Origin of the sequence: Microvirga tunisiensis, from assembly GCF_009296175.1 — a bacterium.
In the GTDB taxonomy this organism is placed as follows: domain Bacteria; phylum Pseudomonadota; class Alphaproteobacteria; order Rhizobiales; family Beijerinckiaceae; genus Microvirga; species Microvirga tunisiensis.
Genome location: NZ_VOSK01000003.1, coordinates 24,109 through 49,952, shown reverse-complemented (window position 1 = coordinate 49,952; position 25,844 = coordinate 24,109). Strand labels below are relative to the sequence as shown.

The 25,844-nt window shown below is 58.5% G+C and carries 24 protein-coding genes and 1 pseudogene; 15 read left to right on the top strand and 10 right to left on the bottom strand.

The features are described from left to right. Positions 1-205: 205 nt before the first annotated feature. The gene (locus tag FS320_RS02235) at positions 206-2,017 is read left to right on the top strand and encodes an exonuclease domain-containing protein (protein ID WP_244626925.1); all 1,812 of its coding nucleotides are present in this window, start codon (positions 206-208) and stop codon (positions 2,015-2,017) included. A 19-nt stretch (positions 2,018-2,036) separates the two neighbouring features. Beyond that, on the top strand, positions 2,037-2,537 hold the full coding sequence (locus FS320_RS02230) for a hypothetical protein (RefSeq protein WP_152708981.1): 501 nt from the start codon (positions 2,037-2,039) through the stop codon (positions 2,535-2,537). On the opposite strand, the gene FS320_RS02225 is transcribed toward FS320_RS02230, so the two are convergent. Beyond that, on the bottom strand, positions 2,506-3,048 hold the full coding sequence (locus tag FS320_RS02225; RefSeq protein ID WP_152708980.1) for an ankyrin repeat domain-containing protein: 543 nt from the start codon (positions 3,046-3,048) through the stop codon (positions 2,506-2,508). The genes FS320_RS02230 and FS320_RS02225 overlap by 32 nt on opposite strands. 1,103 nt (positions 3,049-4,151) lie before the next feature. On the opposite strand from FS320_RS02225, the gene FS320_RS02220 reads away from it, so the two are divergent. Next, on the top strand, positions 4,152-4,427 hold the full coding sequence (locus FS320_RS02220) for a hypothetical protein (protein WP_152708979.1): 276 nt from the start codon (positions 4,152-4,154) through the stop codon (positions 4,425-4,427). Positions 4,428-4,552: 125 nt separating this feature from the next. On the opposite strand, the gene FS320_RS02215 is transcribed toward FS320_RS02220, so the two are convergent. Further along, positions 4,553-5,467 (bottom strand): hypothetical protein, encoded by a 915-nt coding sequence (locus tag FS320_RS02215; protein ID WP_152708978.1) that lies wholly within the window; start codon positions 5,465-5,467, stop codon positions 4,553-4,555. Between the two features lie 377 nt (positions 5,468-5,844). Here FS320_RS02215 and FS320_RS02210 point away from each other — a divergent pair, with 377 nt between their 5' ends. The 3 genes from FS320_RS02210 to FS320_RS02200 all read left to right on the top strand — a co-directional run bounded on the left by FS320_RS02210 (position 5,845) and on the right by FS320_RS02200 (position 9,626). Beyond that, positions 5,845-7,533 (top strand): helix-turn-helix domain-containing protein, encoded by a 1,689-nt coding sequence (locus tag FS320_RS02210; protein WP_152708977.1) that lies wholly within the window; start codon positions 5,845-5,847, stop codon positions 7,531-7,533. Between the two features lie 278 nt (positions 7,534-7,811). Next, entirely contained in the window at positions 7,812-8,924 is a 1,113-nt protein-coding gene (locus FS320_RS02205; RefSeq protein WP_162002810.1) for a helix-turn-helix domain-containing protein, read from the top strand. Between the two features lie 147 nt (positions 8,925-9,071). Continuing rightward, positions 9,072-9,626 carry a hypothetical protein gene (locus FS320_RS02200; RefSeq protein ID WP_152708975.1) on the top strand — a complete coding sequence of 185 codons (555 nt, stop codon included), beginning with the start codon at positions 9,072-9,074 and terminating at the stop codon, positions 9,624-9,626. 23 nt (positions 9,627-9,649) lie between these two features. On the opposite strand, the gene FS320_RS02195 is transcribed toward FS320_RS02200, so the two are convergent. Continuing rightward, positions 9,650-9,994: a hypothetical protein gene (locus FS320_RS02195; protein ID WP_152708974.1), complete on the bottom strand. Its 345-nt coding sequence runs from the start codon at positions 9,992-9,994 to the stop codon at positions 9,650-9,652. A gap of 1,787 nt (positions 9,995-11,781) precedes the next feature. Between FS320_RS02195 and FS320_RS02185 the strand changes: the two genes are divergently transcribed. After that, complete coding sequence (locus FS320_RS02185) at positions 11,782-12,054, top strand: SWIB/MDM2 domain-containing protein (RefSeq protein ID WP_152708972.1); 273 nt, start codon at positions 11,782-11,784, stop codon at positions 12,052-12,054. A gap of 311 nt (positions 12,055-12,365) precedes the next feature. Here FS320_RS02185 and FS320_RS02180 read toward each other — a convergent pair whose 3' ends face one another. Then, positions 12,366-13,274: a hypothetical protein gene (locus FS320_RS02180; protein WP_152708971.1), complete on the bottom strand. Its 909-nt coding sequence runs from the start codon at positions 13,272-13,274 to the stop codon at positions 12,366-12,368. Positions 13,275-13,726: 452 nt separating this feature from the next. On the opposite strand from FS320_RS02180, the gene FS320_RS02175 reads away from it, so the two are divergent. Both FS320_RS02175 and FS320_RS02170 read left to right on the top strand, forming a co-directional pair. Beyond that, a complete protein-coding gene (locus FS320_RS02175; protein WP_162002817.1) occupies positions 13,727-14,380 on the top strand; it encodes an SOS response-associated peptidase family protein in 654 nt (217 codons plus the stop codon). A gap of 245 nt (positions 14,381-14,625) precedes the next feature. Next, complete coding sequence (locus FS320_RS02170; RefSeq protein ID WP_152708969.1) at positions 14,626-14,958, top strand: hypothetical protein; 333 nt, start codon at positions 14,626-14,628, stop codon at positions 14,956-14,958. Between the two features lie 151 nt (positions 14,959-15,109). Here FS320_RS02170 and FS320_RS02165 read toward each other — a convergent pair. Beyond that, positions 15,110-15,301: pseudogene (locus tag FS320_RS02165) on the bottom strand (putative PEP-binding protein); the annotation flags it as partial. Positions 15,302-15,579: 278 nt separating this feature from the next. Between FS320_RS02165 and FS320_RS02160 the strand changes: the two are divergent. Continuing rightward, complete coding sequence (locus FS320_RS02160; protein ID WP_338105285.1) at positions 15,580-16,908, top strand: amidohydrolase; 1,329 nt, start codon at positions 15,580-15,582, stop codon at positions 16,906-16,908. A gap of 653 nt (positions 16,909-17,561) precedes the next feature. Here FS320_RS02160 and FS320_RS02155 read toward each other — a convergent pair. Both FS320_RS02155 and FS320_RS02150 read right to left on the bottom strand, forming a co-directional pair. Next, on the bottom strand, positions 17,562-18,002 hold the full coding sequence (locus FS320_RS02155; RefSeq protein ID WP_152708968.1) for a hypothetical protein: 441 nt from the start codon (positions 18,000-18,002) through the stop codon (positions 17,562-17,564). A 142-nt stretch (positions 18,003-18,144) separates the two neighbouring features. Next, complete coding sequence (locus FS320_RS02150) at positions 18,145-19,356, bottom strand: coiled-coil domain-containing protein (RefSeq protein WP_152708967.1); 1,212 nt, start codon at positions 19,354-19,356, stop codon at positions 18,145-18,147. 140 nt (positions 19,357-19,496) lie between these two features. Here FS320_RS02150 and FS320_RS02145 point away from each other — a divergent pair, with 140 nt between their 5' ends. From FS320_RS02145 to FS320_RS02135, 3 genes are all read left to right on the top strand, one after another. Next, positions 19,497-19,985, top strand: coding sequence for a YciE/YciF ferroxidase family protein (locus FS320_RS02145; protein WP_152708966.1), 489 nt, complete (start codon positions 19,497-19,499; stop codon positions 19,983-19,985). Between the two features lie 20 nt (positions 19,986-20,005). Continuing rightward, complete coding sequence (locus tag FS320_RS02140; RefSeq protein ID WP_152708965.1) at positions 20,006-20,560, top strand: DNA-3-methyladenine glycosylase; 555 nt, start codon at positions 20,006-20,008, stop codon at positions 20,558-20,560. A gap of 228 nt (positions 20,561-20,788) precedes the next feature. Then, a complete protein-coding gene (locus FS320_RS02135; RefSeq protein WP_152708964.1) occupies positions 20,789-21,823 on the top strand; it encodes an IS630 family transposase in 1,035 nt (344 codons plus the stop codon). Here the strand turns inward: FS320_RS02135 and FS320_RS02130 are convergent. Beyond that, the gene (locus FS320_RS02130) at positions 21,771-22,127 is read right to left on the bottom strand and encodes a hypothetical protein (protein ID WP_152708963.1); all 357 of its coding nucleotides are present in this window, start codon (positions 22,125-22,127) and stop codon (positions 21,771-21,773) included. The two genes, FS320_RS02135 and FS320_RS02130, sit on opposite strands and share 53 nt — an antisense overlap. A gap of 233 nt (positions 22,128-22,360) precedes the next feature. Further along, positions 22,361-22,570, bottom strand: coding sequence for a cold-shock protein (locus FS320_RS02125; RefSeq protein WP_152708962.1), 210 nt, complete (start codon positions 22,568-22,570; stop codon positions 22,361-22,363). Between the two features lie 293 nt (positions 22,571-22,863). On the opposite strand from FS320_RS02125, the gene FS320_RS02120 reads away from it, so the two are divergent. Next, positions 22,864-23,304 (top strand): Ivy family c-type lysozyme inhibitor, encoded by a 441-nt coding sequence (locus FS320_RS02120; protein ID WP_152708961.1) that lies wholly within the window; start codon positions 22,864-22,866, stop codon positions 23,302-23,304. A 387-nt stretch (positions 23,305-23,691) separates the two neighbouring features. Here the strand turns inward: FS320_RS02120 and glgC are convergent, their stop codons facing one another. After that, a complete protein-coding gene (glgC, locus tag FS320_RS02115; protein WP_152708960.1) occupies positions 23,692-24,951 on the bottom strand; it encodes a glucose-1-phosphate adenylyltransferase in 1,260 nt (419 codons plus the stop codon). A gap of 560 nt (positions 24,952-25,511) precedes the next feature. On the opposite strand from glgC, the gene FS320_RS50620 reads away from it, so the two are divergent. Next, positions 25,512-25,814, top strand: coding sequence for a LuxR C-terminal-related transcriptional regulator (locus FS320_RS50620; RefSeq protein WP_152708959.1), 303 nt, complete (start codon positions 25,512-25,514; stop codon positions 25,812-25,814). Positions 25,815-25,844 lie beyond the last annotated feature (30 nt).

Here is a 25,844-nt window from a genome sequence, read left to right as displayed (position 1 = left end):
CTCGGACGACGAGGGAGTTCTGACCAAGGAAGAGGTCACGCATTTGCTCAGGGTGGCCGCTAAGGGAGGGCATGTTGAAGCCCAATTTCAGCTTGGGCTTCGCCAGATAAAATTCGAAAAGCGCGATGGCCGCCGTGGATCGGAGCTGATCGACAAAGGCATTTGTTGGCTCACCGCAGCAGCTGCCCAGGGACATTTGGATGCTATGTGGACCATCTCCGACATCTATGATGAGGAGAACCGCACCGCCGACGGGGCTGAGTGGTGGCATGCACACCGACAGGCCCGCATGCTCCTTGGGCAAGCGACCATTGATGCGTTTGAAGACAATGACACCGACTACCCATCACGGGTCATCGACTGGACCGTGACTGCGCTCCACTTGGGGGGCGCCGATGCCGCCTACCGCGTAGGCATGCAGTACCATGCTGGCGACATTGTTGATGAGGATCGATACGAAGCGGCGCGGTGGTTCAGGGTTGCCGCCGAACTCGGACACGCGGAAGCCGCTCACCTTCTCGGCGACTTCCTGGAGAGCTGCTGGATTTGGAACGGTGACCTTGAGGCTGGGTTAGAAGCGGCGAAGTGGTATCAGGTCGCCGTCGACAGGGGACACGCCCCAGCCCAGGCGGCTCAGGCTAAGCTGCACATGTGGCTTGCAGAGCACTATGACCCTGCGGACGGTGAGGAGCCCAATCCGGCCGAGGCCTTGCGCTGGTACAACCTGGCGGCAGCTTCCGGTCACGTGGACGCGCAGTTTCGCTTGGCCCAAATTCTCGCTGAGGAAAGCCCGGACACGAATTCCGTCATCGCCTTCTCGTGGTTTCTCAAGGCCGCAACCCAAGGCCACGCCGAGGCGCAGTGGCATGTGGCCACAATGTACGCGGACGGGAACGGCGTGACCCGAGACTTGGGAGAGGCCGCCCGTTGGTTCCGGGCGGCGGCGGAACAGGACCATGCAGACGCACAGAACATGATCGGCTGCTGCTACCTGGACGGAGACGGCGTGCCTCAGGATTATTCCGAAGCCCTGGATTGGTTCAACAGAGCTATGGCCAATGGATCAGACATTGCCGCATACAACCTGGGTTCAATGCACCTCAACGGGTGGGGCACCCTTACGGATTTAGATCAGGCGCTCCTGTTCTTCCGCAAGGCGGCGGAGACAGGAGACGAGGATGCCCTCCGCAAGATTGATGAGCTTACCCGCCCGCCCCCTGAGCCGAACGTTGCACCGGCTCCTCCGCCGCCCGTTGCCGTTCACGTTCCGGCTGACACCCAGGGCGGCGTGACAGGGAAGCGCTACGTGGTGCTCGACTTCGAAACCTCGGGCCTGTCGCCGGCAAGGGGTGACCGGGTGATTGAGGTCGGGGCTGTCGAGGTCATCGACGGACGCATTGGGCGCCAGTACCAGAGCCTGGCCAATCCAGGCTTTCCGATCTCCGCCAGGATCACCGAGATCACAACAATCACGAATGCCATGCTGCGTACCGCGCCGCCGGTGGAGCAGGTCATGCGCGAGCTGGCCGCATTTATCGAAGGGGCGACCCTCGTGGCCCATAACGCACCTTTCGACCTGAAATTCCTCCAGGCCGAACTGGAGCGCCTCGATCTCTGGGACGAATGCGACATCCTCTGTACGCTGCAGCTTGGACGTCGTACCTGCCCTGGCCTTCCAAGCTACAAACTGCGTGAACTGGCGATCCACCTCGGCGTGGAGCTGCCGGACACGTTCCACCGGGCCATGGCCGATGCCATGACCGCCGCGCACATCTTCGTCCGTATCCAGACACCCACAGGTTCGGCCACCATCGATCTCTTCCGCGATCCTCCTCGGCAACCCGAGCCGCCCCGGATACCGGCAGTACAGCCAGCGCCGATGCCACCGCCTGTGCAGACTCCCGCGCCCCCGGCTACGCCGCCGCCTCCCCGTGATCCCGTCCCGCCACCCACGGCGCCTCAGGTCCGCGATGAGCCGCCGTCGATGTGGAACCGGATTGTTCGGGTCTTTCGTTGATGCGGTCAGGAGGGCCATCATGACGCAGGGCGACGCCAGCCATCACGACGATGAGGACGCCGACGATTCGGTCCAGGCAATGGCGATGGCCGGATACACCAAGTTCCTCGCTGAGGGCCCTGGAGCAGAGTTCGATCATGAAACCAACAACTGCATGTACGACATGGCCGTCGCCGGTAAGCGGCCGTTCGAGAATCTGGAGACGTACCTGGCTCTGTACCCGACCAAGGACCGCGATGCCGTCCGCAGGATGATCCTGAACGTGCGGGAGTTCGAAAAGAACCGCCGCACCTACACCGTCCAACCGGGCGACACCGTCATGGTCGCCAAGGATCGCGAGCTTCCCCATGAAGGTCCCGACAGCCTGTCCGAGTTCATCCCGTGCCGGCTAGAGGACGCCGTCTCCGCGATAGTGGTCGAGCATGATGGCTGGTGGCTCTCTTTCAGGATGCCTGATGGAACGACGGAGCGTGTGATGGCCCTTGGGTTCAGGGATACAGGTAGGTGCACCACCGCTTGAAGAACGCGCCAGCGAGAGCGTTCCAGCCGTCGTTGGTGCAGATATGGATGTCTGCACCGTGCTCGATCAGGAAGTCGTAAGTGGCGCGATTACCGGTGATCGAGGCCCATATCAGAGCAGTCCACCCATTGCTGTCACGCACGGAGATCTCTGCACCATGGGCGACCATGAAGCGTGCTAGATCGAAATACTCGTTCTCCAGTGCAATTCTGAGCGGGCTGCGCGAACCGCCCACGATCAGGTTCAGCTTTGAGCCCTTAGCTATGAGAAATTGAGCGACATCCACGTATCCGAGGCTCACGGCCTTGCTCAAGTTGGGGCAGGCCTGCTCTCCCGGATCGAAGATTGGATCATTCGCCAGTCGGCGCGAGATCGTGGAAAAGCCGGCGTCGAGTGCGAACGTCAGGGCACCCGGTAGCTCGTGACGGAGTTCTTCAGGGTCGCCATTGACGAGGATTCTCTCGACTTCCGAGATGCAGCCAGACTCCACTGCTTTTTGTAAAACCGACATGCTTATTTGCTCTCGTGGATCGAAGGAAATTTATATTGTAGCGATTCTTTTTAGCCCGTGAACTTGGCCTGATCTTCTCTACCCGATCTCGCCGCTTGTGGGCTTAGGAGCTGCATCTCCAAGCGTCCTTGAGCCTCATCTGTAGGGCGAAACAAGGTCGTCCCACGCTGGGTGACAGGGGCATGAAAGCCTTGCGGGCTACCGCGACTGGGGCAAGGTTCTGATACCTGATCGTCGTTGCCGCATGCTCCACGCGGGGTGCTACACAAGATGCCTATAGGCGTCTCTAAGTCATTGATATTTCATAGGTTCGCGAAATTTTTTGCGGTGTCTCCCCCGCACACGCGGGGATCAGCCAGGGCATCATCACAAGTACCAAGCCGCCTCGCAGTATCCGCCGCATACGCGGGATCAACCCTTGCAGATCATGACTGCAAGTAAGAACCGTACGTCTCCCCTGCCTACTCGGGGATTACCCCATGAAGGACCTGGGCGTCATTGCTGGCATTCCGTCTCCCCCGCATACGCGGGGATTGACCTCGCATTATGCTCCCACGAGCGTCATGAAGAATCCAGGCGATGATCGAGACCTACCAGAGTTTCGTCGAACAAATGATTTCTCCCGTTCGAGAATTCTCGCGACGGTAAGGGTGCCCCAATGAGGTTGCTCTGACATCCCTGCTCAAAAATGGAATCTATCCCAAAAAGGCCGATCAGGCCTTCGTGGTGGAACTCGACAGGCTGCCGGATCCGGATGTTGCGGCGTATCGAGTCTTTCAGGCAGCGAATGAATTGTGATGGGTTACAGCCAAAAAAGTTTGGCGTGGATGGAAATTTCTAGCGCGAGGGCGCGGGCTTTCGACTTGGCATTCTGACCGTACCGGAGGGGTGCCCCGGGTAGTAGGTAGGGCACGGCCGAGTGCCGATGCCGCGGCTCGTGGCAACTCAGGAGCGAGTGCGCCAAACCGATTGCCGCAACCATTTGGAATGCCTTAAAGTAGCTGAGGCTAGGGCTCAATTTGAGTGTGCGTCTGCGGCTGCTCTTAACCCTGCCGTCCCCATGATCGTGCCCTTGATCAGATCCTCCTCCTCATCGTCTGTACTTGGCCTTTGCCGTGTATGCTTGGATCGACTTCACCGACACGGCGCGCGATGGTTTCGCTAATCTTGGTTTGTTTCTGGCGACCTATCCCGTGGCCGCGGTGGGGGTAGCCCTCACTTGGGCTCTGGGCCAGACCGGCTTTGTGCTTATTCCCAGCGGAATGGGCTACTACACTGCCCATGCGGTCTACTTTTGGCCGGCTGCGCTCCTGATTGCAGCGCTGCTCTTTGGCATGTGCTCCTGGATCAGCTGCCTTTTTGCCAGAAGGTCCAAGTGAAGCGTCTGCAGGGCCGTCGGGATCCTAGGTGATCGAATAAAGCGAATCCCCAAGAGGACGAGTCCTACGCTACAGGAGACATGCAGGATCGGTCGGTCGGGCTGACGTGCCGGTCGTGTGAACTCTTATGAACATGATCGGATTAGGAATTGGCCCTTAAGAGACTTGGAAGGGGTTGGGGTCCAGTACTCATATGCGAAGGACGCGCCCTGCTTCATCGCTTTGACAGGCTCTGACTTCTCGCAGAGCGTTTGCCGGGCATACAGTTCGAAGCCGTGAATTTCATCCGCTCCGTAGGAATCGACGATTTCATGGATGTATTTCATCGTTAACCCTTCGACGCGTACATCGACGAGGGTGACTCCTTGGCCGACCTTCCTGGGAAGCGACTGGCGTAGGGATGTGGCGGATTGAGCCAAGAGAGTTTCCTTCTCGGCACGCGAAGGCGACATAATTTTGCTCATGGTCTCGCGGCCGATCACTTTGCCAAGCCCTCCGCCAATGAGGACAATCGCCAGAAACCCTATCACCGGGATGGTTCGGGTTCCCCATTTCGACTTGAATGCGGGCGGCCGAGCAGAAGACACCGGGGCAGGCTTGCTAGCTTGGCTGGGTCCGTGGCTTACGTTCAGGGCTTTGGCGAGGGATCGCTTGACCCTATAGCTCTGCCAGAAGGAGAGGCCTTTTCTCGGCTCCCGTGTCCCGCTTCCAGATCCAGAAATGACCAGAAAGCCCGCTAAGCCAACCAGGATCAGGGGTGTAAGACCTCCTAGAAGCAAACCCTGAGTTATCGAGCGGGTGCGTCTGACGTAGAGGCCGTGCTGAACAAATATCCGGATCTGTTCGCCAGCCTTCAGGCCAAGTGTTGGCTCATCAACGGCGAGGACATGCGGTCGGGTTGTCATATAGACCGGAAGGGCCAGCCGCTCCTCGGTGTTGTCGTTCTGATCGTAGAATGTCCATTCTAGGTGATAGACGACAAGGCATGCCGCAATCGCCAGAAGAACGCCAAAAAGCCACCACCGCTGCGGTCTTGTCATGTTGCCCCACCATTCAGCCGCCTTCTTATATCCTATAGCGAAGCTTGGGTGCCGCAACTTTGATGAGCTTGCTCTTTAGAAGGGGTAGAGCACCCATTTGAATTGCAATGGCCGACCGGCCGTGAATTGGCGGAATCCGAGCTGCTGCGGGACAGAGACTGCAAAAAGGGTTAATCGCCGTTAAGGCCTTGCTTTATTGGGTTTTTGGAAACGCTGTCCGGCGGCTCGAAAACCCATCAAATTGAATCGTACGAATCTAGATTCGCGTCTGACCCCGTTTTGTGGTCATTGTAATTGCAACAAAGATTCCACCGGATGAACTGTGGAATCACCACGCACACTGCGGAATGGGGGCAAAGCCGTGAGGCTTTGGATCGATGCTGGGTGTTGAGGCTTGCAGATGGCTTTTTGAGCCTCTGAGCCTCACTGCATGCGAGCTTCCGTTCTGGAGTAACCGGAACGAGTTGATGAAGGCTACTGTCGCTATGTCTGAGACTGCCCGAGCGGAGCGCATCGTCGCTGCCGCCCCGGCAGCTCATCCAGACGGCGACGAGGTTCAGGCACTAAAGGCCGAGTTGTTCAAAGCCGCCCAGCATGCTGGTATTGGCCTGAAGCTTCTCGGCACCGATCGCGCCGTTCTTACTGCCCTGGTCGCCTGCTTCCATAGCCGGCCGCTCAACGGTAGCCCTTATGTCGTGTGGCCATCGGACCAGACCTTGGTGGACCGCACCCGACGGTCGCGCCGGACGATCCATTACTCGCTTAACCGCCTCATCGACCTCGGGCTGATTGCCCGGGAGTCCAGCGCCACTCGGCGACGGTTTGCGATCACTAGGCGTGATAGGACCGTCGTAAAGGCGTTCGGGATCGATCTTGAGCCCCTTCTGACGCGCGCCCATGACCTCTCTGCGGCAGCGGCAGGTGTACGACAGCAGCGGCAGAGGGAGACCGACCTCGGCACAATGATCGCTGCAGAGCGGGCTGGGGTGAAGCGCGCATTAGCCATCTTGGAGAAGACCAAGTCCGAAAGCGCTCGAGACTGGCAGGGCCGGTTCGCACTCCTCGATGCCGAGACGCCGCGCTGGTCGAAGTGCAATCGTCCGAGCGATGTTCTGCTTGCCCGCTGGTCGGCGGAGCGTAGCGCCATCGAGGCTGAGCTGCCTAAGCCCATGAATTTTCTCTTTTTTTCAGGCCAAATTGCGCACCAAGGCACCATCGGTTGCGCACCGGTTGAGACTCTCCCCAAGATTCTAAACGAAGTTTGTAACAACGCCGCGGGCGATTGCGTGACAGCAGCGGACCAGGACGGCACCCACTCAACCAGACGCCTCGATACGGCTTCTGTAGCGCCCAAAGGGCTTGGCGAGGCCAGGATCGGAGTTGCGGTAGTGGGAGCTGATCTCCCCTCTCCTCTCCCAGACGCGAAATCGGCTCCTTTGGATCCGATCGACATGCTCGTTCCCTTGGTAGGGCCGGCGTATGAAGCTACCAGCGAAGCTGACATCTATGATCTCGGCTATCAGCCGCATGAGGTTCAAGCGGTTCTTGGTCTAATTGCCCCTCTACGGGCGGCGATCGACAAATCCGGTCGCCCACTGGAGAGTGCCTCAGACCTGGTCCGCGGCGGCCATCGCTTGCGGCGGGTGATCGGGCTGCATCAATCAGCGTGGGTCGAGGCACTCGCCATGATCGGCGAACTCGATACCTACATGCTGGCCTACTGGACGGTGCAGCGAACCTGGCTGGCAGAAAAGGGGTTGGTCCCGAGCGTAGCGAATGCTGCAGGGCTATTCCGCTCCAGCGCCCAGAAGATGGCTTCCGGAGCGTTTGATCTGCGGAAAGCCTTGGCGTCGGTCGCACATAAGGCCGGGGCTGAAATACCGTCAGATGTTGCGAATCTGCCGCTTGGAAACCCTAACAGACGAGAAGATTCGGAATCTAATCCATTTCTTCGAGACTCCCGCGGGAGCGCGTGTTACCGGGTCAACAAGAAAGATCGGTTTTCAGGAAGATTGCACCTGCCTGAGATCCTGGAACAAACCTTGGAATCTAAGATGACGCACTAAGGATCGATAAAAAGAAAAAGCCGAACCCCCGTAAGAGGATCCGGCCTTTTCACCGAGTGGGGCAACCCGGCGCTGAACACCCGTTTTGTACCTCTCGGCTGAATTGGCTGCAAGGAATTTTTGCGCCTTTTAATGAGGTTTCTGCTTCCTTTTTTCGATCTGCGTTCTGGAGAACGTAGATGTTAGAAACAGTACAGTTCAGACCGGCATTCAGCCCAGTAAGCCCTTCGTTTCCCGCCGTTGTTTCGTCGATCAGCCTGGATCTCGCGGACGAAACTGTGGCTGATACGTGCTCGGCTCCCCAGAAGATCGACGTAAAGGCCCTTCGTGGCATCCTTTTCAAGGCTGCTGCTGACGCCGGAAAGGCTCTCCGGCTTTCGCCGGTGGAGCAGGCCGCTCTTTCCGCTCTCATCGTTTGCATCAATGTCAGCTCCATTCGGGACCAGACCATCGGGGTTTCCCCCTCGGCTCAGCAACTCGAGGACCTGACCGGTTTCTCAGCCTCCTCACTTAGTGCCGCGTTGAAGTCCCTTTCGGAGCACCATCTGATCAGGAGAGTAGCGAGCCGCGCAAACCGCCGCTTTGAGGTAGAATGCTCCGAGATCGGGCAGCGGGCTTTCTACGGCTTTGATTTGGCGCCGCTGCAGGCTCAGGCCGATCAACTCCGCGCCGGCGCCAGACGCATTGACTCTGAGCGTCGATGGCTCCGCGAGTTGCGGCATCAGATCCTTTGCCTTTCGGCGGAAGTGAGGAAGGGTCTTGATATCCTGCTGGGCCAGGCTGGGCCTGAAAAGGCCGGTGCTGTCACGCCATGGGTCGATGAATATGAGGCCTTACTCAAGAAGGGGGCCTCCCGTTCATTGCCGCTCGATCAGGCACAAACGCTCGTTGACGCTTGGTCGGACTTTGCTGCCCGGATGAACGGACATCGGTCCACGGCGGCCGAGCGTGCGGAGGGTATGACGGGGGAGCCTCTCCCCTCCTCTGCTGCCGAGGCTGCAGAATCCGTGTTGATGGACGGACGGTGTGAGAACAAGTCGGTCGACGAGGTTAGCATCCTTGCTCTGGTGAATGGGAACCTTCCTGTTGTCGCAGAAACGATAGGCCAACCGGTCGCCGAGCTGAAGGACCTGACAGAAAGCGCTCCGGTTCTGGCTCTCATGACAGGGATCGGATTGGAGACATGGGTGAAGGTTCAGCGAGAACACGGCCCGGTTATAGGAGCTCTGGTGCTGAGTTATTTTGCTCAGATCCAGGGAGAAGATGCCACGTCCGGTCGGTGGAAGATCAAAAGTCCTAAGGCCTACCTACTCTCGTTATCTGAACGCGTGCGCCAGAGCGATGACATCATCAGCTGGATTGAAGGATTACATCGACGTCCGAGGCATTAGGACAGAACCCGATTGCCCAGGCACCATTGATGCAAGCTAGCCCATGATGTCGCAGAGATCGCTTTCACACTCGTTCCCGCTTGTCACTCGCCGCAAATCGTACGATTCCTGGTTCATCAGTCTCCAGATTGATTCCCGGAAAATCGCATGTGCAATTGGTGGGCGGATCGTCGCGAATGTGACGTTGTCGAGGATGATTTGGCTCGTGCCAAGTCTGCGTTGATCGCTATTCGAGTTCGGCTCGACAAGCACGGCATAGAGAAGGCTCGCGCCTGTGGCGACGCTCTCATTCATGTGGCCCGAATGTTGTCGGACGGATTCAGCATCGGTGTGTCTGAGGCGCTGGCCGGGCGTGGGTTGCGCGCCAAGGACCTGGATGCCGCCTATCGCGATCTAGAGCGGAGCGTGCATCGCTGCCGGACATTCATGGTCGAGACGTCGCCCTGCTTTGAGGTAGCGGACGACCTGGTGAATGCCTGTTCTCTTCTAGAGCACATTTATAGGATGCGGTTCCACTCGATGATGGCGGATCCCAAGCTGCGACCTGCGTGCGAGGAGGTTGCTCAGAACCTCGTTCTTCTGGTCGGGACGCTCCCACGGCTTGGAGCGAAGCAGACGCAGACAGTCGCCGATCGTGGATCGACGCGGATTGCAGCGCGACGCGTGGCGCCAGGGTCGTTCCGGTACAAACGTGACGAGTGAGAAAGACTTTCCGCCGGTAGGGCTCAGTAGCCGACGTACTTGAGGAACGTGTAGACGCCGATCGCGAGAATGATGATCCAGCCTATGACCATGAGGATCGCGTTTCTGACAATCGGCCAGAACAGGCACCAAGCGCCGTAGAGGATGCACAGCCCAATTACGACTGCGATGAGTGAATCCCATAGAGAGCTGATTGTGGACGAGATTCCTGATCCTGAGCTGGGTCCGGCCAGGAGGTAAACAATAAGGCTGCCGGCGATGAGACCGACAGCTAGGGCAGGATAGGTTCTCGGTCTCGCAGGTTGTTCTAGTGGTCCGTCTCCCCTGCCAGAGCGCGTTAACTGGGATTGCGGATCGACAGTCGTCATTTCATGCTCATAGGCAGATCTGATCCTGCCCCATATAGACTGTTGTGACGAGGTTTGATCATCCCCCCTGCCCTCATGAGAGCCGCTCGTATGTGAAATGCGGTTCGACATCCTGACCTCGTCCGCCGATAGGTTCGGCGGCCGGATTATTGCCGAGGTCAAATGGTTTGTGAACTAGGTCGGAGGTCGCCGGGGGCGACGTTCTCGTGTGTCCATCGGCTCTCCAAGCTCTCGATTTGCAGCAACCCCTCTCGCCGACACCGTGCCGCGTGGCTTCAATGCTTCCTGTCTCCAGCGCCGTTAGCCTGGAGCCTACTGAATATCGCCTTCTCTGCCAGTCGACGTCGCCAAACCTCAGAGAGATTGGCTACTGCGGTAGTGCGGATCTGACTTCACCTCATAAGTATGCGCATCCAAGCCGAATTCGTTGATTATCCGAGTCAAGCTATGAGGATGTTGCAACTTTCTGTCAGCATAGAGAGTGAAGTATTGACTTGTCGTATTGAAGACAATTCGACCGCGGGGCCACTCTTCATATTCATATGATAAGATCTGTAACGGCCATCCTTGTTTCTTGAGGAAAGCTGCGCCTTTCCTTCGCAATTTTTCCCAGAACTCGTAGTGACCTCTTGGATGGGTGAGAAATTCTCCATAGATCTCAGCCTCACTTAAAGTCGACTTGTCTGTGACGAGACAAGTGTCCGTGAACCCTCTGATTCCCCAAAAGATACCGACGCAGGGGTCGCAGATCATGGGTTTTACTCCGGTTCAAATTGCGACCATTAAAGATTGTGCTTGATCCACCCACGCTGATAGTGAGCTTTTCCTTTTTCCTTGTGGGTGAGCTGTCCAGAGCATGCCAGGCGAACCCTGGTAAGGTGGGCGGGTCTGGGCACCACTTGGGCTTAGTTCCCAACTCCGCAATGAATTGCTCTGTGTGGCCTTGGCGATAATGTCTGGAGCATAAGTGCCAGTGACAAAGACAACGAGCGAAGGCTGGTAGGCCTCGATCTCTGCTCGTAAGCTTTCGACAGCCAAGTCGCGCTGGATCGCCAGAAAACGCCCCTCAGGGTTGCCTGTCCGGACACCAATCTTGCACAAGTTTGACCAAATAAGATTACTGAGAGGTGGCGCTCCATGCTGCGTGAACGCTTGAGACAGGCACTTTGCGTGGTGCCAAAACGCTGAGCTGTAGCCCCCGTTTCTGACCCATTCAACGAAGCTCCGCGTACAAGCCTTCCGACCTTCCGGAGAATTATCCTCAGCGTACTCCCGGTCATACCATGAGCCCGCTGTCGCTTTGCCAACGTATAAAATGGTTCCTGGTGCCCCCGGGGTATAGCCATCCATGGGCGCAGAAAGAAAAGGAGAAACCAAATTATTCGATCCAAGCTCGGCACAGGACCGTCCATGTAGGGCGATCCATTCATTCTCGATCTCAGATAATTTCTTATTCATTTGCCCCTCAGACGAAGTTGGATTTCGCTCCCGTATTTAGCGGATGCATACATGAGCCGTTTTGGGAGTTCCAATTCAGACTTTTAGCCGGAAACTTTGTTGGACGACGGAATCGACTCAGGACGGGGCGTAGTTCGAAGCCGCCATTAGGCCTGCATCACCAAGGCGTTGGTCAAGGGGGTGAATGAGGACCTCTGGCTGATCAACAAGTCACACATCTAGATTGGGAGTACTAAAGCGAGGTTAGGAAGCTATTAGGTGCTGGTTCGTCATCGTCCCGCCCCTTTTACGCCTAAACAGGGCGAATTGGACAAGTAGAGGAGTTGTGAATGACCGAAACCAAAGCAACCAAGAAACCGAACCCCGCCCTGGCCAAGCCGCTGCAGCCGTCGAACGAACTTGCGGCCGTTGTCGGATCGGCGCCGCTCCCGCGGACTGAGGTCGTGAGCAAGGTCTGGGAATACATCAAGGCCAACAACCTGCAGAACCCCGCAAACAAGCGGGAGATCCTGGCAGACGCGAAGCTTCAGGCGGTATTCGGCGGCAAGGACAAGGTCAGCATGTTCGAAATGAACAAGCACTTCGCTCAGCATCTCTCCTGAACCTTCCTGCGGTGGCCGAGGATACTTCGTGGGCGGTGTGCACGATTTTTTAAGCGTGGCCATATGAAGATGCCCCCATCGGGCGTGTAGCGTATTAGCCCGCACATACTCCATTGCCCCCAACGCGTGGAGCTAGCCCTGGCCGAGAGCCCCTACCCTCTCAGCCGGGGCATTTTGCGCTGAACCGATTTTAGTTCAAAGCTGGAGCTGCTGCTTACGGGTGGCTGGGAGGACTCGACTTCTGCCGAAGGAGAACCTCAGGATCTTAAGAGGACCACAGCCTGCGACTTGGTTCAGCCAGCGTGAACCTGCTATGCATATCCGTACATCAGGACTGCAGCGATGGTAATCTCGGTATCCGCACAAGAAATAGTCCTGAAGCACCCGGAAGTGAATTGACCTGAGTCATGAGCGGCGAGGATCTCAGCGACGGCACGCGAAATCTTCGGCTCGCAACTCGAACGTATCGGCACATCGTTGTCGTGCCAACCGTCGAATTGGGCGCTGAACGCAGCAATCGCGTTCCCAATATCTGGGTGAACAGAGCCGAAGTTGCCACTAGGACCGCAATTGATGACCACGTAGAGGGTGTGACCCCATGTGTGGGCCCCTATGACCGCATCGCTCTCGGAATCGGTTTCGATTTCCAAGTCGCAGCCACCATCTTGGGTCCAGATGCTCAGATGGTCTGACCCCAAGTTGCTCAGATTCACAAAGAAGGAGAACCTAGGCGGCGGTCTGTTGTGCTCTAGCAGCAGCCCATACGCTTCAGCCATGAAACTTTCTGCCTCTGCAAGGCTGCTGGTAGCGCCATAAGTTCTAAATGGCACTCTCTTAGTGGTGCTGTGGGCGTACATGGACCATCCCCAGACCTCCCATTTCTCGGGATAAATCCAGCGGCCCATCAACTCGTTGAAAAAAGGCGAGTCATCGTTCCTATGTATCCGGAAGACTCTCCCGACGTTCTTATCGCTAAATTTATCGAAGGCGAGGAAGTCAGGTTGGGTCAAAACGCTAGGATCAACTGCATCAGGATAAACGTCGATACGAGATCGCCAAGAGATATTGACGCCCCGTTGTTTCGCTTTTGCGAGCCTCTCTTCCGAAGTTGTGCTGTCTTTCTCCTGGGCTGAGTCGATATCTTCTTCCTGGTCGGAGTAAGCATCTATTATTGATGCAGCATCTGCGCCTGCGCCGAATGTTCTCTCAAAGTCGCCCATGTTCTGCGCCCACACTGCTAGTCATTATCCGTATTCTCGTCATATTGCCCTGTCTCACGGCATCTTGCCAGATCTTCCGCCCTGGCAATGACCCTTTTCAGACCCCGTTTGCCTTCGTCCTTCCTTGCCGGATCTGGTTTCTGAACGGACCTAGAAGGGTTATTTTGCCGCTCCTGAACCGGATCCCACGGACTGTGGGGCAACCCTGACTGGACCAGAACGGTAGACTAGGAGGACCCGCAATTCCTTGGTTTCGGTTCACGGTCTTATCTGAAAATTGCGAAGCGCTGTTTGCACGCGTGACGGTGTAAATCCGCAGTCGCGCGGACTCCAGTCGATTGAAGTCTATAGCTGCAAGGGTTGCGCATGGCAGGACTTCTTGTAACTTTGGGCAACGAGATAATCGCAGTTGTGAGACAAAACTCGGAATGCCGAGACGGAAGGTGCCGCCGGTGTGCAATCTTTATAGCTCCTACGCGACCCAGGCGACGATGCGGCAGGCCTTCAATGTCACCCGCGACAGTGCAGGCAACCTCCCTCCCCTGCCGGCGATCTTTCCGGACCAGATGGCGCCGGTCATCAGAACTCATGAGGGTGAGCGCGAGCTGATCCAAATGCGCTGGGGCTTCCCCCCTCCCCCGAAGGTCGGGAACCATCCAGTGACGAATGTGCGGAATGTTGGATCGCCGTTCTGGCGTGCGTGGCTCAAGCCGCAGTATCGAGCGCTTATTCCGTTGACTAGTTTCAGTGAGTACAAGGATACTCGTCCACGCAAGACACCCGTTTGGTTTGCCCTCAATGAAGAGCGCCCCCTTGCTGCGTTTGCTGGCATTTGGCGGCCATGGACCGGCGTACGTGGAACGAAGGCCGATCCTGTCGAAGGTGAACACCTGCTCTATTCATTTCTGACATCGGAACCGAATGGCGTGGTGGGGCCGATCCATCCGAAAGCGATGCCGGTCATCCTGACCACGCCCGAAGAATATGACGTTTGGCTCAACGCGCCGCCGGAAGAGGCCCTGAAACTTCAGAGACCCCTACCCGATGAAATGCTGCAAATTGTTGCAGAAGGGGAAAGATCAGACCAAACCAAGGTGTCAGCGTGAACGCTCACCGTCACAGCCAAAGTGTGAGGCACTACCCTTGTTCGGCGCTACGCCGGGAAGCGAGCGATGTTCTGACGTCATTACAGCGACAGCTAATCTAGGGGTTCGTTCGCATTCCTGACGGTGATGATCGACCCTTTGTGAAACATCTCACAGAATAGTCCTTGCGACGTCTGCCAAAGTGACCGTTCGCCGTCGGAGAACTCCTCGGCGGAAGCGAGCAGACCTTCTGGAAAGGACATCTCATGAGTGGCTACAATCTACTCTACGAATCGAGCACCAACGAAATGCCGTCCGGCGGCGGAGCGCCTGCAATCGCTGTGGGAGAACCCAATCCGGGAGCACCCATACCGGTGGAACCGAACGGCGGCCCTGGCGGTGACGTGGGTCCGTTGTACGGCGGAAATCCGTTGTCACACCTGTTGGAGGATCTCTCGTCCTGGTTCCCTCACGGCGATGACCATGGCGGCGGCTATCCTCCCTTTTATGCAGCGCCTCCCGCTTCGGGAGATGGACCCTACATCATCCCTGGTTATGGCGAAGCCTCTCCCGGCCACGGTGACGGTCTGGATTGGTGAGACAGTCCGGAGCGTCGCTGGTGGAACGCTGCGACGCTCCGAGTTGGTCCACAAACCCTCAACAAGGGGCGAGCCGAGTGGCCTATATTATGGGTTTCTGCAAAAGGCTTTAACTTAGATCCTCGAGCGCGGCCGCAAGCCGTGCGATAGACTAGCGGTACGGCGAGCAGGAGATGTAGTCGAGCCCGACCGACTGGCAGAAGTGGATCGACCCCGGATCGCCCCCGTGCCCGCCGCAGATTCCGAGCTTGATGCTATTGCGGGCGGTCCTGCCGCGTTCGGCCGCGAGCTTCACCAGTTCGCCCACGCCTTCCTGAGCGATCGTGACGTAGGGATCTCCGGCAGCAGAAAGACGACCGTGATGATCCGGATGGATTGTAGGAGAACGAGGTGGCTCGTCAGAGTTCGGAGTTGCCTTTTTATCGGAACAGCAGGCTCACGAGAACGCCCATAACCGCATCGCACCCGTGCGAGTTCCCATCTTGCCAAGCCGCTCAGGGAACCTAGTGTCAAAAGGTGTAACCAACCCGGGGAGGAACGATGCTTCATATCGGTGACAACAGAATGGTCCGGCAGTTCCGGGCTGACGAGGTCTTCCCGGAGACGTCGCGCCGAGGCTTCCTGAAAGGGCTGGCCTGCGCTTGCTGCGTTATTCCAGTCTTCAAAACACTCCCAGCCGGAGCTGCTGCAAATGTACAGGCCGCCGCGGCTCGGCCGATCCACGCGAAACTGGATGAGGCCGCGAAGGCTGTCGAAGCCAAAATGATCGCTTGGCGTCGCGACATCCACGAGAACCCGGAACTCGGCAACCAGGAAACCCGGACGGCCGCTTTGGTCGCAAAACACCTCAAGGATCTCGGATACGAGGTTAAGGAAGGTGTGGCCAAAACCGGCGTTGTCGCGGTCCTGAAAGGCGAGGGCGGACCCGGCCCGGTCGTAGCCCTAAGAGCCGATATGGACGCTCTACCAGTCAGTGAAGAGGTTGACCTGCCATTTGCTTCGAAAGCCCGCACGAAGTGGGAGGGGCAGGATGTGGGCGTGATGCATGCCTGTGGTCATGATTGCCATGTGGCCATTCTGATGGCGGCTGCCGAGGTCCTTGCGCAGCATAAAGCGGAGCTTAAAGGGACGGTCAAACTGCTGTTCCAGCCGGCAGAGGAGAAACTGCCCAACGGCGAAATCGGCGGCGCAAGACTGATGGTCGATGAAGGCGCTATGGAGAACCCAAAGCCGGATGCCGTCTTTGGCCTCCACGTGACCAGTGCGGTGAGCATCGGATCGATCGGATATCGTGCTGGTGCCGTGAATGCGAGCTCGGATGGCTTCCGGCTGATCGTAAATGGCAAGCAGACCCATGGAGCCATGCCCTGGAACGGCGTTGACCCGGTCGTTGTCGGATCGCAAATCGTCTCTGCCCTCCAGACGCTCGTAAGTCGCGAAACCGACCTTACGAAACAGGCTGTGGTCCTCAGCGTCAGTACCTTCCATGCTGGCGTCCGGTACAACATCATCCCGGACAAGGCAGAAATGTCCGGTACCCTCAGAACCTATGATGAGAACACCCGCCAAAGAATCCAGCGGCGAGTGAAGGAGGTCGCAGAAGGCGTGGCATCCAGCATGAACGCGTCCGCGGAGGTGATCTGGGAAGCCAACGGATACCCGCCCATCATGGCAGATCCTGATCTGGTCGCGAAGATGGCGCCAAGCCTGGTGCGGGTTGCCGGAGACAAAGCTAACGAAGCAGAACGCAGCTCCGCAGGCGAAGACTTTTCCTACTTCGCGCAAAAGGCCCCGGGGATGTTCTTCTTCGTCGGCATCACCCCCGAAGGAGTGGAGAACGCCGCTCCAAACCATTCTCCTAGGTTTAAGGTCGACGAAGCTGGCCTGATCACCGGCCTTCGGGCCATGCTCCACATCGTGGCCGACTATACAGGCACTGGAGCTGCCTAGACGAGGGATCATCAGCAACAGCAACAAGAAGAGGGCGGCGAGCAATCGCCGCCCTCGTCACTTTTAACGAAGGAAAATTGGGTACAGAGTTGTGATCTGAGCTTGTCAATGGGCACGTTGGCGTGAGATCACTGATTTTCGAACAGTCATGGGCATCTTGGCGTGAGACTCGGAGGCGTTGGAATCTCACGTTAACTGCCAGTGAAAGACAGCTTCGGGAAGCCCTCTGCTCTCCTCCACTCCAGATAACGCAATGATCTTCTTGGCTTTGATGCGCGACTAAACACACAGATCGTTTGTTGGTCGGATGGTCTCAACCCATTCCAAATCCAGGCGACGTTTGTGAGCCGGAATCTCACGTTAACTGCCCAAAGCCAATGCGAATCTCAGGGTATGTGCCAAACTGTCGTCTCAGGGCCCAAGCTAAGTTACGGAAATCATTAGATTTCCTGTCTCACCCCGAAATGTCCAGTGACACTGATCAAACATTACAGACGATCAGCGCTATCCTATCGCCAAACGGTCGGAACCATTGTGACATTTTAACTTTGGGGCTACATCGAAATCGCGCTGAACAAACATTTTGACAAGAAGTCTGCGGTCGATGCCAAGGTAAGATTGCATGGCCAAGGGGCTTCCATCTGCTCCATCGTTCAACGTTTCGAGCCGGTTTGCTGTTTTCCCATTGGAGAGCCGACGGAGGAAGTGCTTGGATGTGAAGCCGCGTTCTGGTTGAAGTAGGTATTGATCAGAGCCACAACCTTTCGGCCCAGCGCCTGGTCCTCTTCACGGCTGCCCGTATCGAGTATCTCGAGCCGGATCTCGAAATCAGGGTCACAAATGAGAATGCCCGGATCCTGCTCGTTACCTTCTTCCAGGCTGTCCAGGAACCAGCCTTCATCAGGATTCGGATCTTCGACATTCACACCCGCATTCAGGCTCTCGACAAGAAACCTCGCCAGACGATCGTTGATCTTCGTGCCATCGTCTTCACCAAAGATGAGCCGAGGCTCGCCTTGGGGATCGCGAATGACGTGCTGCCGATCTCTTCCGGGGCGGGCGATGAACAGCGTCCATTGTGAGGATGGGACCATGGCTATTCTTCTCGTGAGCTTCGGTGAAGACCTTGAGCAAAGCTACGTTCCTGCGTCAAGCACTGCCCTTTTGCGTCGAGTTTGTTCACGACAGGCTTTATGTCGGGCACTGAAGCACCAGCAGCCGGAACGAGCGGGCTTGTCACTGGGGTGTTTCGGGTGACATGGGAGCTGCATCGGTTGGAGCACCAGTTCCAGATGTACCCTGAGCAGGGGGTGGCGCTGCAAGCTGCTGCCTTGCTCCAGCCAATTGGCCCTGAGCATCAGCAAGCTCCTGACGGGTGGCCTGAAGCCGCCCCTCCAGCTCTGCGATCTCTCGGTTGCGGGCGGCCAGGTCATCGGTTGCCCTCGCCAGCTGAGCCTGAAGATCGGTCCGTTGCTGGGCCGCTTGGTTCTGGGCTTCAGCCTGCTCCCTCGTCAGGCGCTCCCGCTCCGAGCGAAGGTTGGCAAGATCCGTCTGCGTGGATGCTTGCGCCTCACGTGCCTGCTGGAGGCGTTGCTCAGTCTCGCTGAGCTCGGCTCGCCGAGATGACAGTTCCTCGGTGGCTCGACCCACCGTCTCGCGGGCTGCTGCCGCCTCACGACGAGCCTCCTCCATCTGACGGCTTAGATCACTTAACTCCTGTTTGCGTGCCATGCCGGTTTGTTCGCTTGTCACAAGCTCCTCCTTCACCGTGGCCAGCCGTTGCTCCGCCTGCGGCAGTTGGTCCTGGAGTTCCGACAAACGTTGCGATAGGGCCGTGACGTTGCGGTTCAGCTCGGCGGCCCGTTGCTCATTAGCCTGCAGGGCCTGCTGCGCTGCGGAGGTCTGAGACTGAACCTCGGTGCGCGTCTGGGTGAGCTGCGTCAGTTGCAGCTGTTGCGCCTGCAGGTCCTGCAGAGTGGCGGTAAGCTGCGATTGGGCCTGCTCACGCGCTTGTATGACCTGGGCCAGCTGCTGTTGGGTTGCCTGGAGCGACTGCTGCAGAGTACCAAGCTGCGCCTGAAGCTGATCGCGCGACTGAGCTGTCTGCGTGAGCTGCTGCTGAGACGCCTGGGTTGTTTGTTGCAGGGTAGCAAGCTGGGTCCGCGCCTGCTCATGCACCTGTGTGACCTGGGCTAACTGCTGCTCCGCACCAGCTACCCTGGCCTGCAAGTCCGCGAGGGTTCCTCCGGTGCGCTGCTGCTCATCAACCTGGCGGCGCAGGGTGGCTTCAGCCTGCTGCAGCCGCGTTGTTTCCGCTTGGGCTTGCTGCAGTTGGTCGGAGGAGGAGAGCCCAAGGCTGAGTGCCAGAAGCCATCCCAGGATGGCAACTCCAGCCAACGCCAGAGACAAAGGCCGCTTCAGCTCGGAGCGGTAATCAAATGCCATCATGGTTCTCCTGCGTGTTGGCTGCTCGATCTAACGCAGGAGCCTCATGAGCGTTGCCCGCCCAAGGCTGGCGAGCTGCGCGGAACACCGAGGTGCCTGACGGATTGTCCGTATCGCTGCACCATCTGACCAGGAGACCGACCATGGCCGACAAGGATCTGAAAGCGCTCTTCTTGCACCAGCTCAAAGATACCTACTTCGCCGAGACTGCCATTCTCAAAGCCCTGCCGCAAATGGCAGACGCCGCGCAGGCTGAGGAGCTCAAGGGCGCTTTTGCCGTCCACCTGAAAGAAACCGAGGGGCAGGTGAAGCGCCTGGAGCAGGTATTTCAACTGCTCGGGGAAAAGCCTGCGGGTGTTGAATGCAAGGCCATTCAGGGCATCATCGAGGAAGGACAAGAAGTCCTGCAGGAGTTCAGCGGCGGCGAGGCTCTCGACGCCGGCCTGATTGCTGCCGCCCAAGCGGTGGAGCATTACGAAATTACCCGCTATGGCACCCTGCTGGCATGGGCCAAGCAGCTTGGCCTCACAGAGGCCGAGGGGCTCATCCAGGAGACTTTGATCGAGGAAGAAAACACGGACCAGATCCTTTCTGAGTTGGCCGAGGATGCCATCAATCCTGCCGCCGCTTAGGAGGTGACGCTGACGGGCGCATGGCAACAACGTTGCCTCAGTCGTACTTCGCGCGCGATGCGGTAGCGGTCGCCCGCGAGCTCATCGGAGCCATCCTGCTTGTCGATGGGATCGGAGGACGGGTCGTCGAGACTGAGGCCTACACCAGCGACGATCCGGCCTCCCACAGCTTTCGTGGCCCGACGCCGAGGAACGCAGCCATGTTCGGTCCTGCGGGCAACGCTTACGTGTACCGGTCGTACGGCATGCACTGGTGCCTGAACTTCGTCTGTCTGCCGGGCAGCGCGGTGCTGGTCAGAGCTCTTGAGCCAACCACCGGCATCGAGATCATGAAGGTGCGACGTCACGTCGACGATCTTCGCCTTCTCTGCTCAGGTCCCGGTCGCGTGTGCCAAGCTCTTGGCGTGACCATCACGCACAATGAGCTGCCGCTGGACCAAGTACCCTTTCAGCTCTTCCGCCGAAAGAGCCCGGTTGAGATCACCACAGGAATGCGAATCGGGATCACCCGCGCCACTGACATGCCCTGGCGCTTTACTCTCGCGGGATCACGCTTCGTCAGCCGGAAAATCTGATTACATTCTGAGGGCCATCCGATGCTCACCATCCGTGCCGCGGTTCACTATGCCGCGGGTCATCGGCAACGCCGGGCGGCCGCTCATAGGGCTCGCCGCGACGGGTGCGCTGGGGCTCATCAGGCAAGCCCGGCTCGCGCCCTGGTCCCGGTTCGGACACGCCATTTAATGATCTTCACGAAGGTGGTGTAACATAGGGCGGTGTCGATCCTCGTGAGGAGGTGCGCGATGGATGACGACGTGTGGCGGCCGACGCATTTGACATCCGAGCAGATGGAGGAGCGGCGTCTGGCAGGCGCGAGGCTGTTGCGCCAAGGGCGGCTCTCCCAGGCCCAGATCGCCCGCAAACTTGGGGTCAGCCGCGCCAGTGTCTGCCGCTGGGCCGCAACCCTCGCCCAGGAGGGCGTGCATGGCCTGGAGGCTCGCCCCATTCCGGGTCGGGACCCTCGGCTCGATGAGAAGGCCTGGGCCCGTCTGGGTCGGCTGCTGGACCGGGGCGCCATGGCGGCGGGCTTTGCCACCGAGCGCTGGACCCTCAAGCGTATCGCGGCCCTGATCGAGTGCGCGTTCGGAGTGCGCTACCATCCGCGTTATCTGGAGCGACCCCTCAGGGCGCATGGCTTCAGCGTGCAGCGCCCCGCCACCCGAGCACGAGAGCGCAATGAGCTTGTCATCGCCGTCTGGCCCAAGCGGGACTGGATAGCGCTCAAAAAAAGTCGCAGCGGGAGAAGCGCACGCTCCTCCTCTGGGACGAGACCGGCCACAGCTTCCGGGCGCGGCCAGGCACGACCTGGGGCGCGGCGCGGGATCACCCCGGTCCTCCAGCGGCTGAGCAAGCGGCGCGAGGTGTCGAGCATTGTGGCGATCACGCCCGACGGGCGGCTGTATGCCCGTCACTTTCGCACCAGCGTGTCGAGCAACACCGTGATCTCGGCCCTGCGGTATTTCCGTCGCAAGATCGGCACGCCGCTGCTGGTGGTGTGGGATCGGCTCAACGCCCATCGCTCACGAGCCACCACCGACTTCATCGCAGCGCACGCGCAGGACTATGCGGTCGCCTATCTGCCGGCCTATGCCCCCGAGCTGAATCCGGAAGAGCAGTGCAATGCCCTCGTCAAGCGAGCCATGGAGAATGCACTGCCCGGATCAGTCGCCGATCTCCACCGTCTGGTGCGCCGCGAGTTCTGTCGCCTGCAGCGCCGACCCGAGATCATCGTCCGCTTCTTTGGGCACGCAGGTCTCTCGGTTGCAGGATTTCCGTGAAGATCAATAAGAGGGCAAGGCTGCCCTGCAGCACAGAACGAACTGTATCGACAGCGATGTCGGCGATGTCGCGCAGGCGGAGATCGCCGATGTCGGCATCGGAGCGATGCTGAGTTTGGCCGTATGAGGTGTACGGGTCTGCAGGAGAGCGCTCCGGCATCAGGCCCGAGAACACACCGGCCCCGCCCAAGATGGCGAGCAGAACCAGTGGAATCACAAGTCGGAGTGCCAATCCGACGATCCTGGACACGATGACGTAGCCGATGATGAGGACAATTGCGGTTGCGATGATGCCGGTGCTCAAGGTGCTTGTAACCTCGTAAGGGTCGAAGCGGAGCGCAGGCCATTCAGGATATCGGCGGCTTTTTTGTGAGCGTGATCGACGAGAAGGGCAAGAGCAATGGGCGAGCCCCGCCTTAAGCTGGAGCCGTGCCCCTGCCTTTCTCAGCGCTTGAAGGGGAGACGACGATCAAAAAAGCCCGCTCAGTCAGGAGCGGCTTGAATAGTTCGTCCTAAGTCCGCCAAGCTATCTGCTCATCAAGCCTTTTGCAGGTTGGTTGCAGACTCCTTGCCGGTACGCCGGTCGGATTCCACCTCATAGGAGATCTTCTGGCCTTCAGCGAGGCCGCGCATGCCGGCCCGCTCAAGCGCTGTCGCATGGACGAAAACATCCTTGCCGCCATTGTCTGGTTGAATGAACCCATAACCTTTGGTGTCGTTATACCACTTCACAGTACCGGTCGCCATTGAATGTTCCTTCAGTCACGTCAGATGCGCTTCCGCAAGAGCATCCTGCCGCGTCTAGTCAAGAGGTCAAGCGTCTGCCGGACGCAGGTGCGCACATCAGCCTCCTTTCGGCGGCCTCTTCCGGGCACTAGCATCAGAGCAGAGTGGCTCTGAACCCCACACCGGCATTTACCCTCTCGTGAATTCTCTCTGGAGACCTAACATGCGGTCTAGACTGCCTCCGTTGCGGGGCTAACGTCCTGCCGGGTTCGTGAGACGGTCGACATGCCGGAGCGAACTCGGAAGGCTCGGCGATGGCATTTTTGAACTTCAGGTCCGGATGGGTCGTCGGGATTATCCTCTCCGGTGCAGTTCTTTGTTTGGGATTGCCCGCTGAGGCTGCATCGCCTGGTATGCCGGATTACGTATGGGATCTGCGCAAGAAAAAGCCATCCCATTATCGGGCGTATTTGAAGATACTCCCTGCGAAGCTGAAGCACCTATCCTGGTTCGGGCGTCTCGATGGTACGGGAATGCCACTTGAACGGGTGATGGTCAATGGGAATACCTATTATGCCAGCTCGATCTGCAAGCCGCACGATTGCGCTGACAATTTTCTGACCTTCCTGGTGGAGGTGGACGGATCGCGAGCCGTCGCGATGGTGAAGGCGCCGGAGATAGGCAGTCGGGTTGTGGAGCTTGGACGTCCAACGGCGGCAGAAAGAAAATTTATGGAGAAAGAGTTTGAAGACTGACACGGCCGCAGACGTTGAGTGCTCCTGGCTCATATACCTCTTCCATATCCTGGCTCCTCACAGAATCGAGGCTCCAGCATCCTTCGAACGGTGCGAGTCTTTGAAGCCGTTCCGGACATCTTGAACGATCGGCGTCCGTGTGGCGGCTGTGGTTAGGGAACGATCCGTCTCACGCTGATCATGGAGACACATCCGGCCATAGGCTCGCGACTGAGCAGGCTGGGTGAGGCGACAAGGAAGGCAGTGCCTCCGTGCCTGTCCTTGTCCCTCAGGCCAAACGGCCACAGGGCTCACCTAAAGTGACTCGATGACAGCCTCATGACGCGGCGGTGGCTGATCTTTGGTCGGGCGTAACAGCGTGAGCAGAAACAATCCGCACCAGGAATGTTACTCGAGCCGATCGAGCATGGGCTGGGTAATCAGGCAGATGCCACTGTCCGTGCGCCGGAAGCGTCGCGCATCAAGATCCGGATCCTCTCCCACCACAAGTCCCTCCGGGATGTGCACGCCACGGTCAACAATGACCTTGGATAGTCGGGCAGAAGGGGCGATCTCAACTCCGGGCAGCACCACAGCGTCCTCCAGATGGGCATCTGAGTGGACACGAGTTCCGGTAAACAAAATCGAGCGCCGCAAGACGGCTCCCGATACGATGCAGCCGCCGGAGAGAACGCAGTCGATCGCCTCCCCTCGCCCGGATCCATCCCGCGTCAGCTTTGCCGGTGGCGTGATCTCGGCATAAGTCCAGATCGGCCAGGCCGTGTCGTAGAGATCCAGGCCTGGTGTTGCTTGGGTCAGGTCAATGTTGGCTGCCCAGTAGGCATCGAGCGTGCCGACATCGCGCCAGTAGGCCTCCGTCTCCGCTGACGACCGCACGCACGAGTGTGTGAAGCGATGGGCGACGGCTTTGCCGTGCTCCACGAGGTACGGGATGATGTCTTTGCCGAAATCCCGGCTGGAGCCTGGCTCGGCCGCGTCCCGCCTGAGTTCATCCAGCAGAAACCGGGTCGTGAAGACATAGATGCCCATGCTGGCCAGCGCCATGTCCGGGTTGTCGGGCATGCCGGGCGGGTTCTTAGGCTTCTCCAGGAACGAGACGATGCGGTCGGTCTCGTCAATGGCCATGACGCCGAAGCCGGTCGCCTCCAGGCGCGGCACCTCGAGACAGCCGACCGTCACGTCAGCCCCTTGGTTGACATGCTGCTGGAGCATGACCTCATAGTCCATCTTGTAGATGTGGTCGCCGGCCAGGATCACGATGAACTCAGGGGCATAGCTCTCGATGATGTCGATGTTCTGGTAGACCGCATCGGCCGTGCCCTCGTACCACATCGTTTCGGACACCCGCTGGCTCGCCGGCAGGATGTCAAAGCTCTCATTGCGCTCAGACCGAAAGAAGTTCCAGCCGCGCTGGAGGTGGCGGATCAGGCTGTGAGCTTTGTACTGGGTGGCAACTGCGATGTGACGGATGCCGGAGTTGAGGGCGTTCGAGAGGGCAAAGTCGATGATGCGCGACTTTGCCCCGAAGTAAACCGCCGGCTTGACCCGCTTATCAGTCAGCTCCAGCAGGCGACTGCCGCGGCCTCCGGCCAGAACATAGGCCATGGTGCGGCGAGAGAGCGGGGCAGAGGCAGGGCTCGTCGGCATCAGCTTTCCTCCCATTCAAGCGGGGCTCTTCTGGTCCGCTAAGCTTCTATGCTCTGAGATGAGGGGAAGTTCCCCAGGGGCAAGGGAGGGCATCCGCCAGAGCAGGCTCCCTAAGCCAACAGAGTATGGATCAAGAGGACACCGCCATCGGCTTCTTTGCCTCAGAGCTACACGCGGGAGCGTACGCAAAGCGCACGTGAGGTCAGGTTCCCAGCTTCAGCAGTGTGCCACGCTGCCGCGCCTTGCTCGAAGCGCTTGTCACCTCCGGCAAATCAGCTCACTCTGACTCCAGCTGCCTCTCAACGACAGCTGTTGACGAGCCCCGGGAGTTGGCACGGATGGACTGCCCTCCCGGGCTCCTCGTCGGAGGTCAGCGCCCGTTGTACGATCCACACGGGAGAGTTAGACCACTGTCACTTCACTCCTTCATGTCATTCCTTCAGCAGGACCTACACGTTCTCCGAAGAGTGGGACGGGCGGCTGCTCTACCTCCGAAGCGCTGTGGCAACTCCTCTCGCATCAAGGGCAAAGTTTTACCAAAGGGTTGATCCGTAGGGGCGATGGTGGCCAGGTTCATTTCAACAATTCAGTACCCCGGCGCAGTTGGGCCGCCACTCGCGGCCAATCTCAACCACTCCCGGAACCGGTCCCTGACAGATCCAGAAGCTCAGATTCTTCTTCTCTTGAAAGCCGGTAGGGCGAAGGCCGAGATTGCTGCTGAAGTTGGCGCGGACGAGGCCGCCGTGAAAGAGCACATCAAGGCCATCTTGCGAAAGGCTGTTGGGTCATCCAGCCAGAGGCTTAGTCCGAAAAGACCTGTATGCCTCGTCCCGGATGCATCTCGTCCTGTGGTGGAACAATAAAGGCTCAGCGACCGGCTGAGGCGTCGAGTA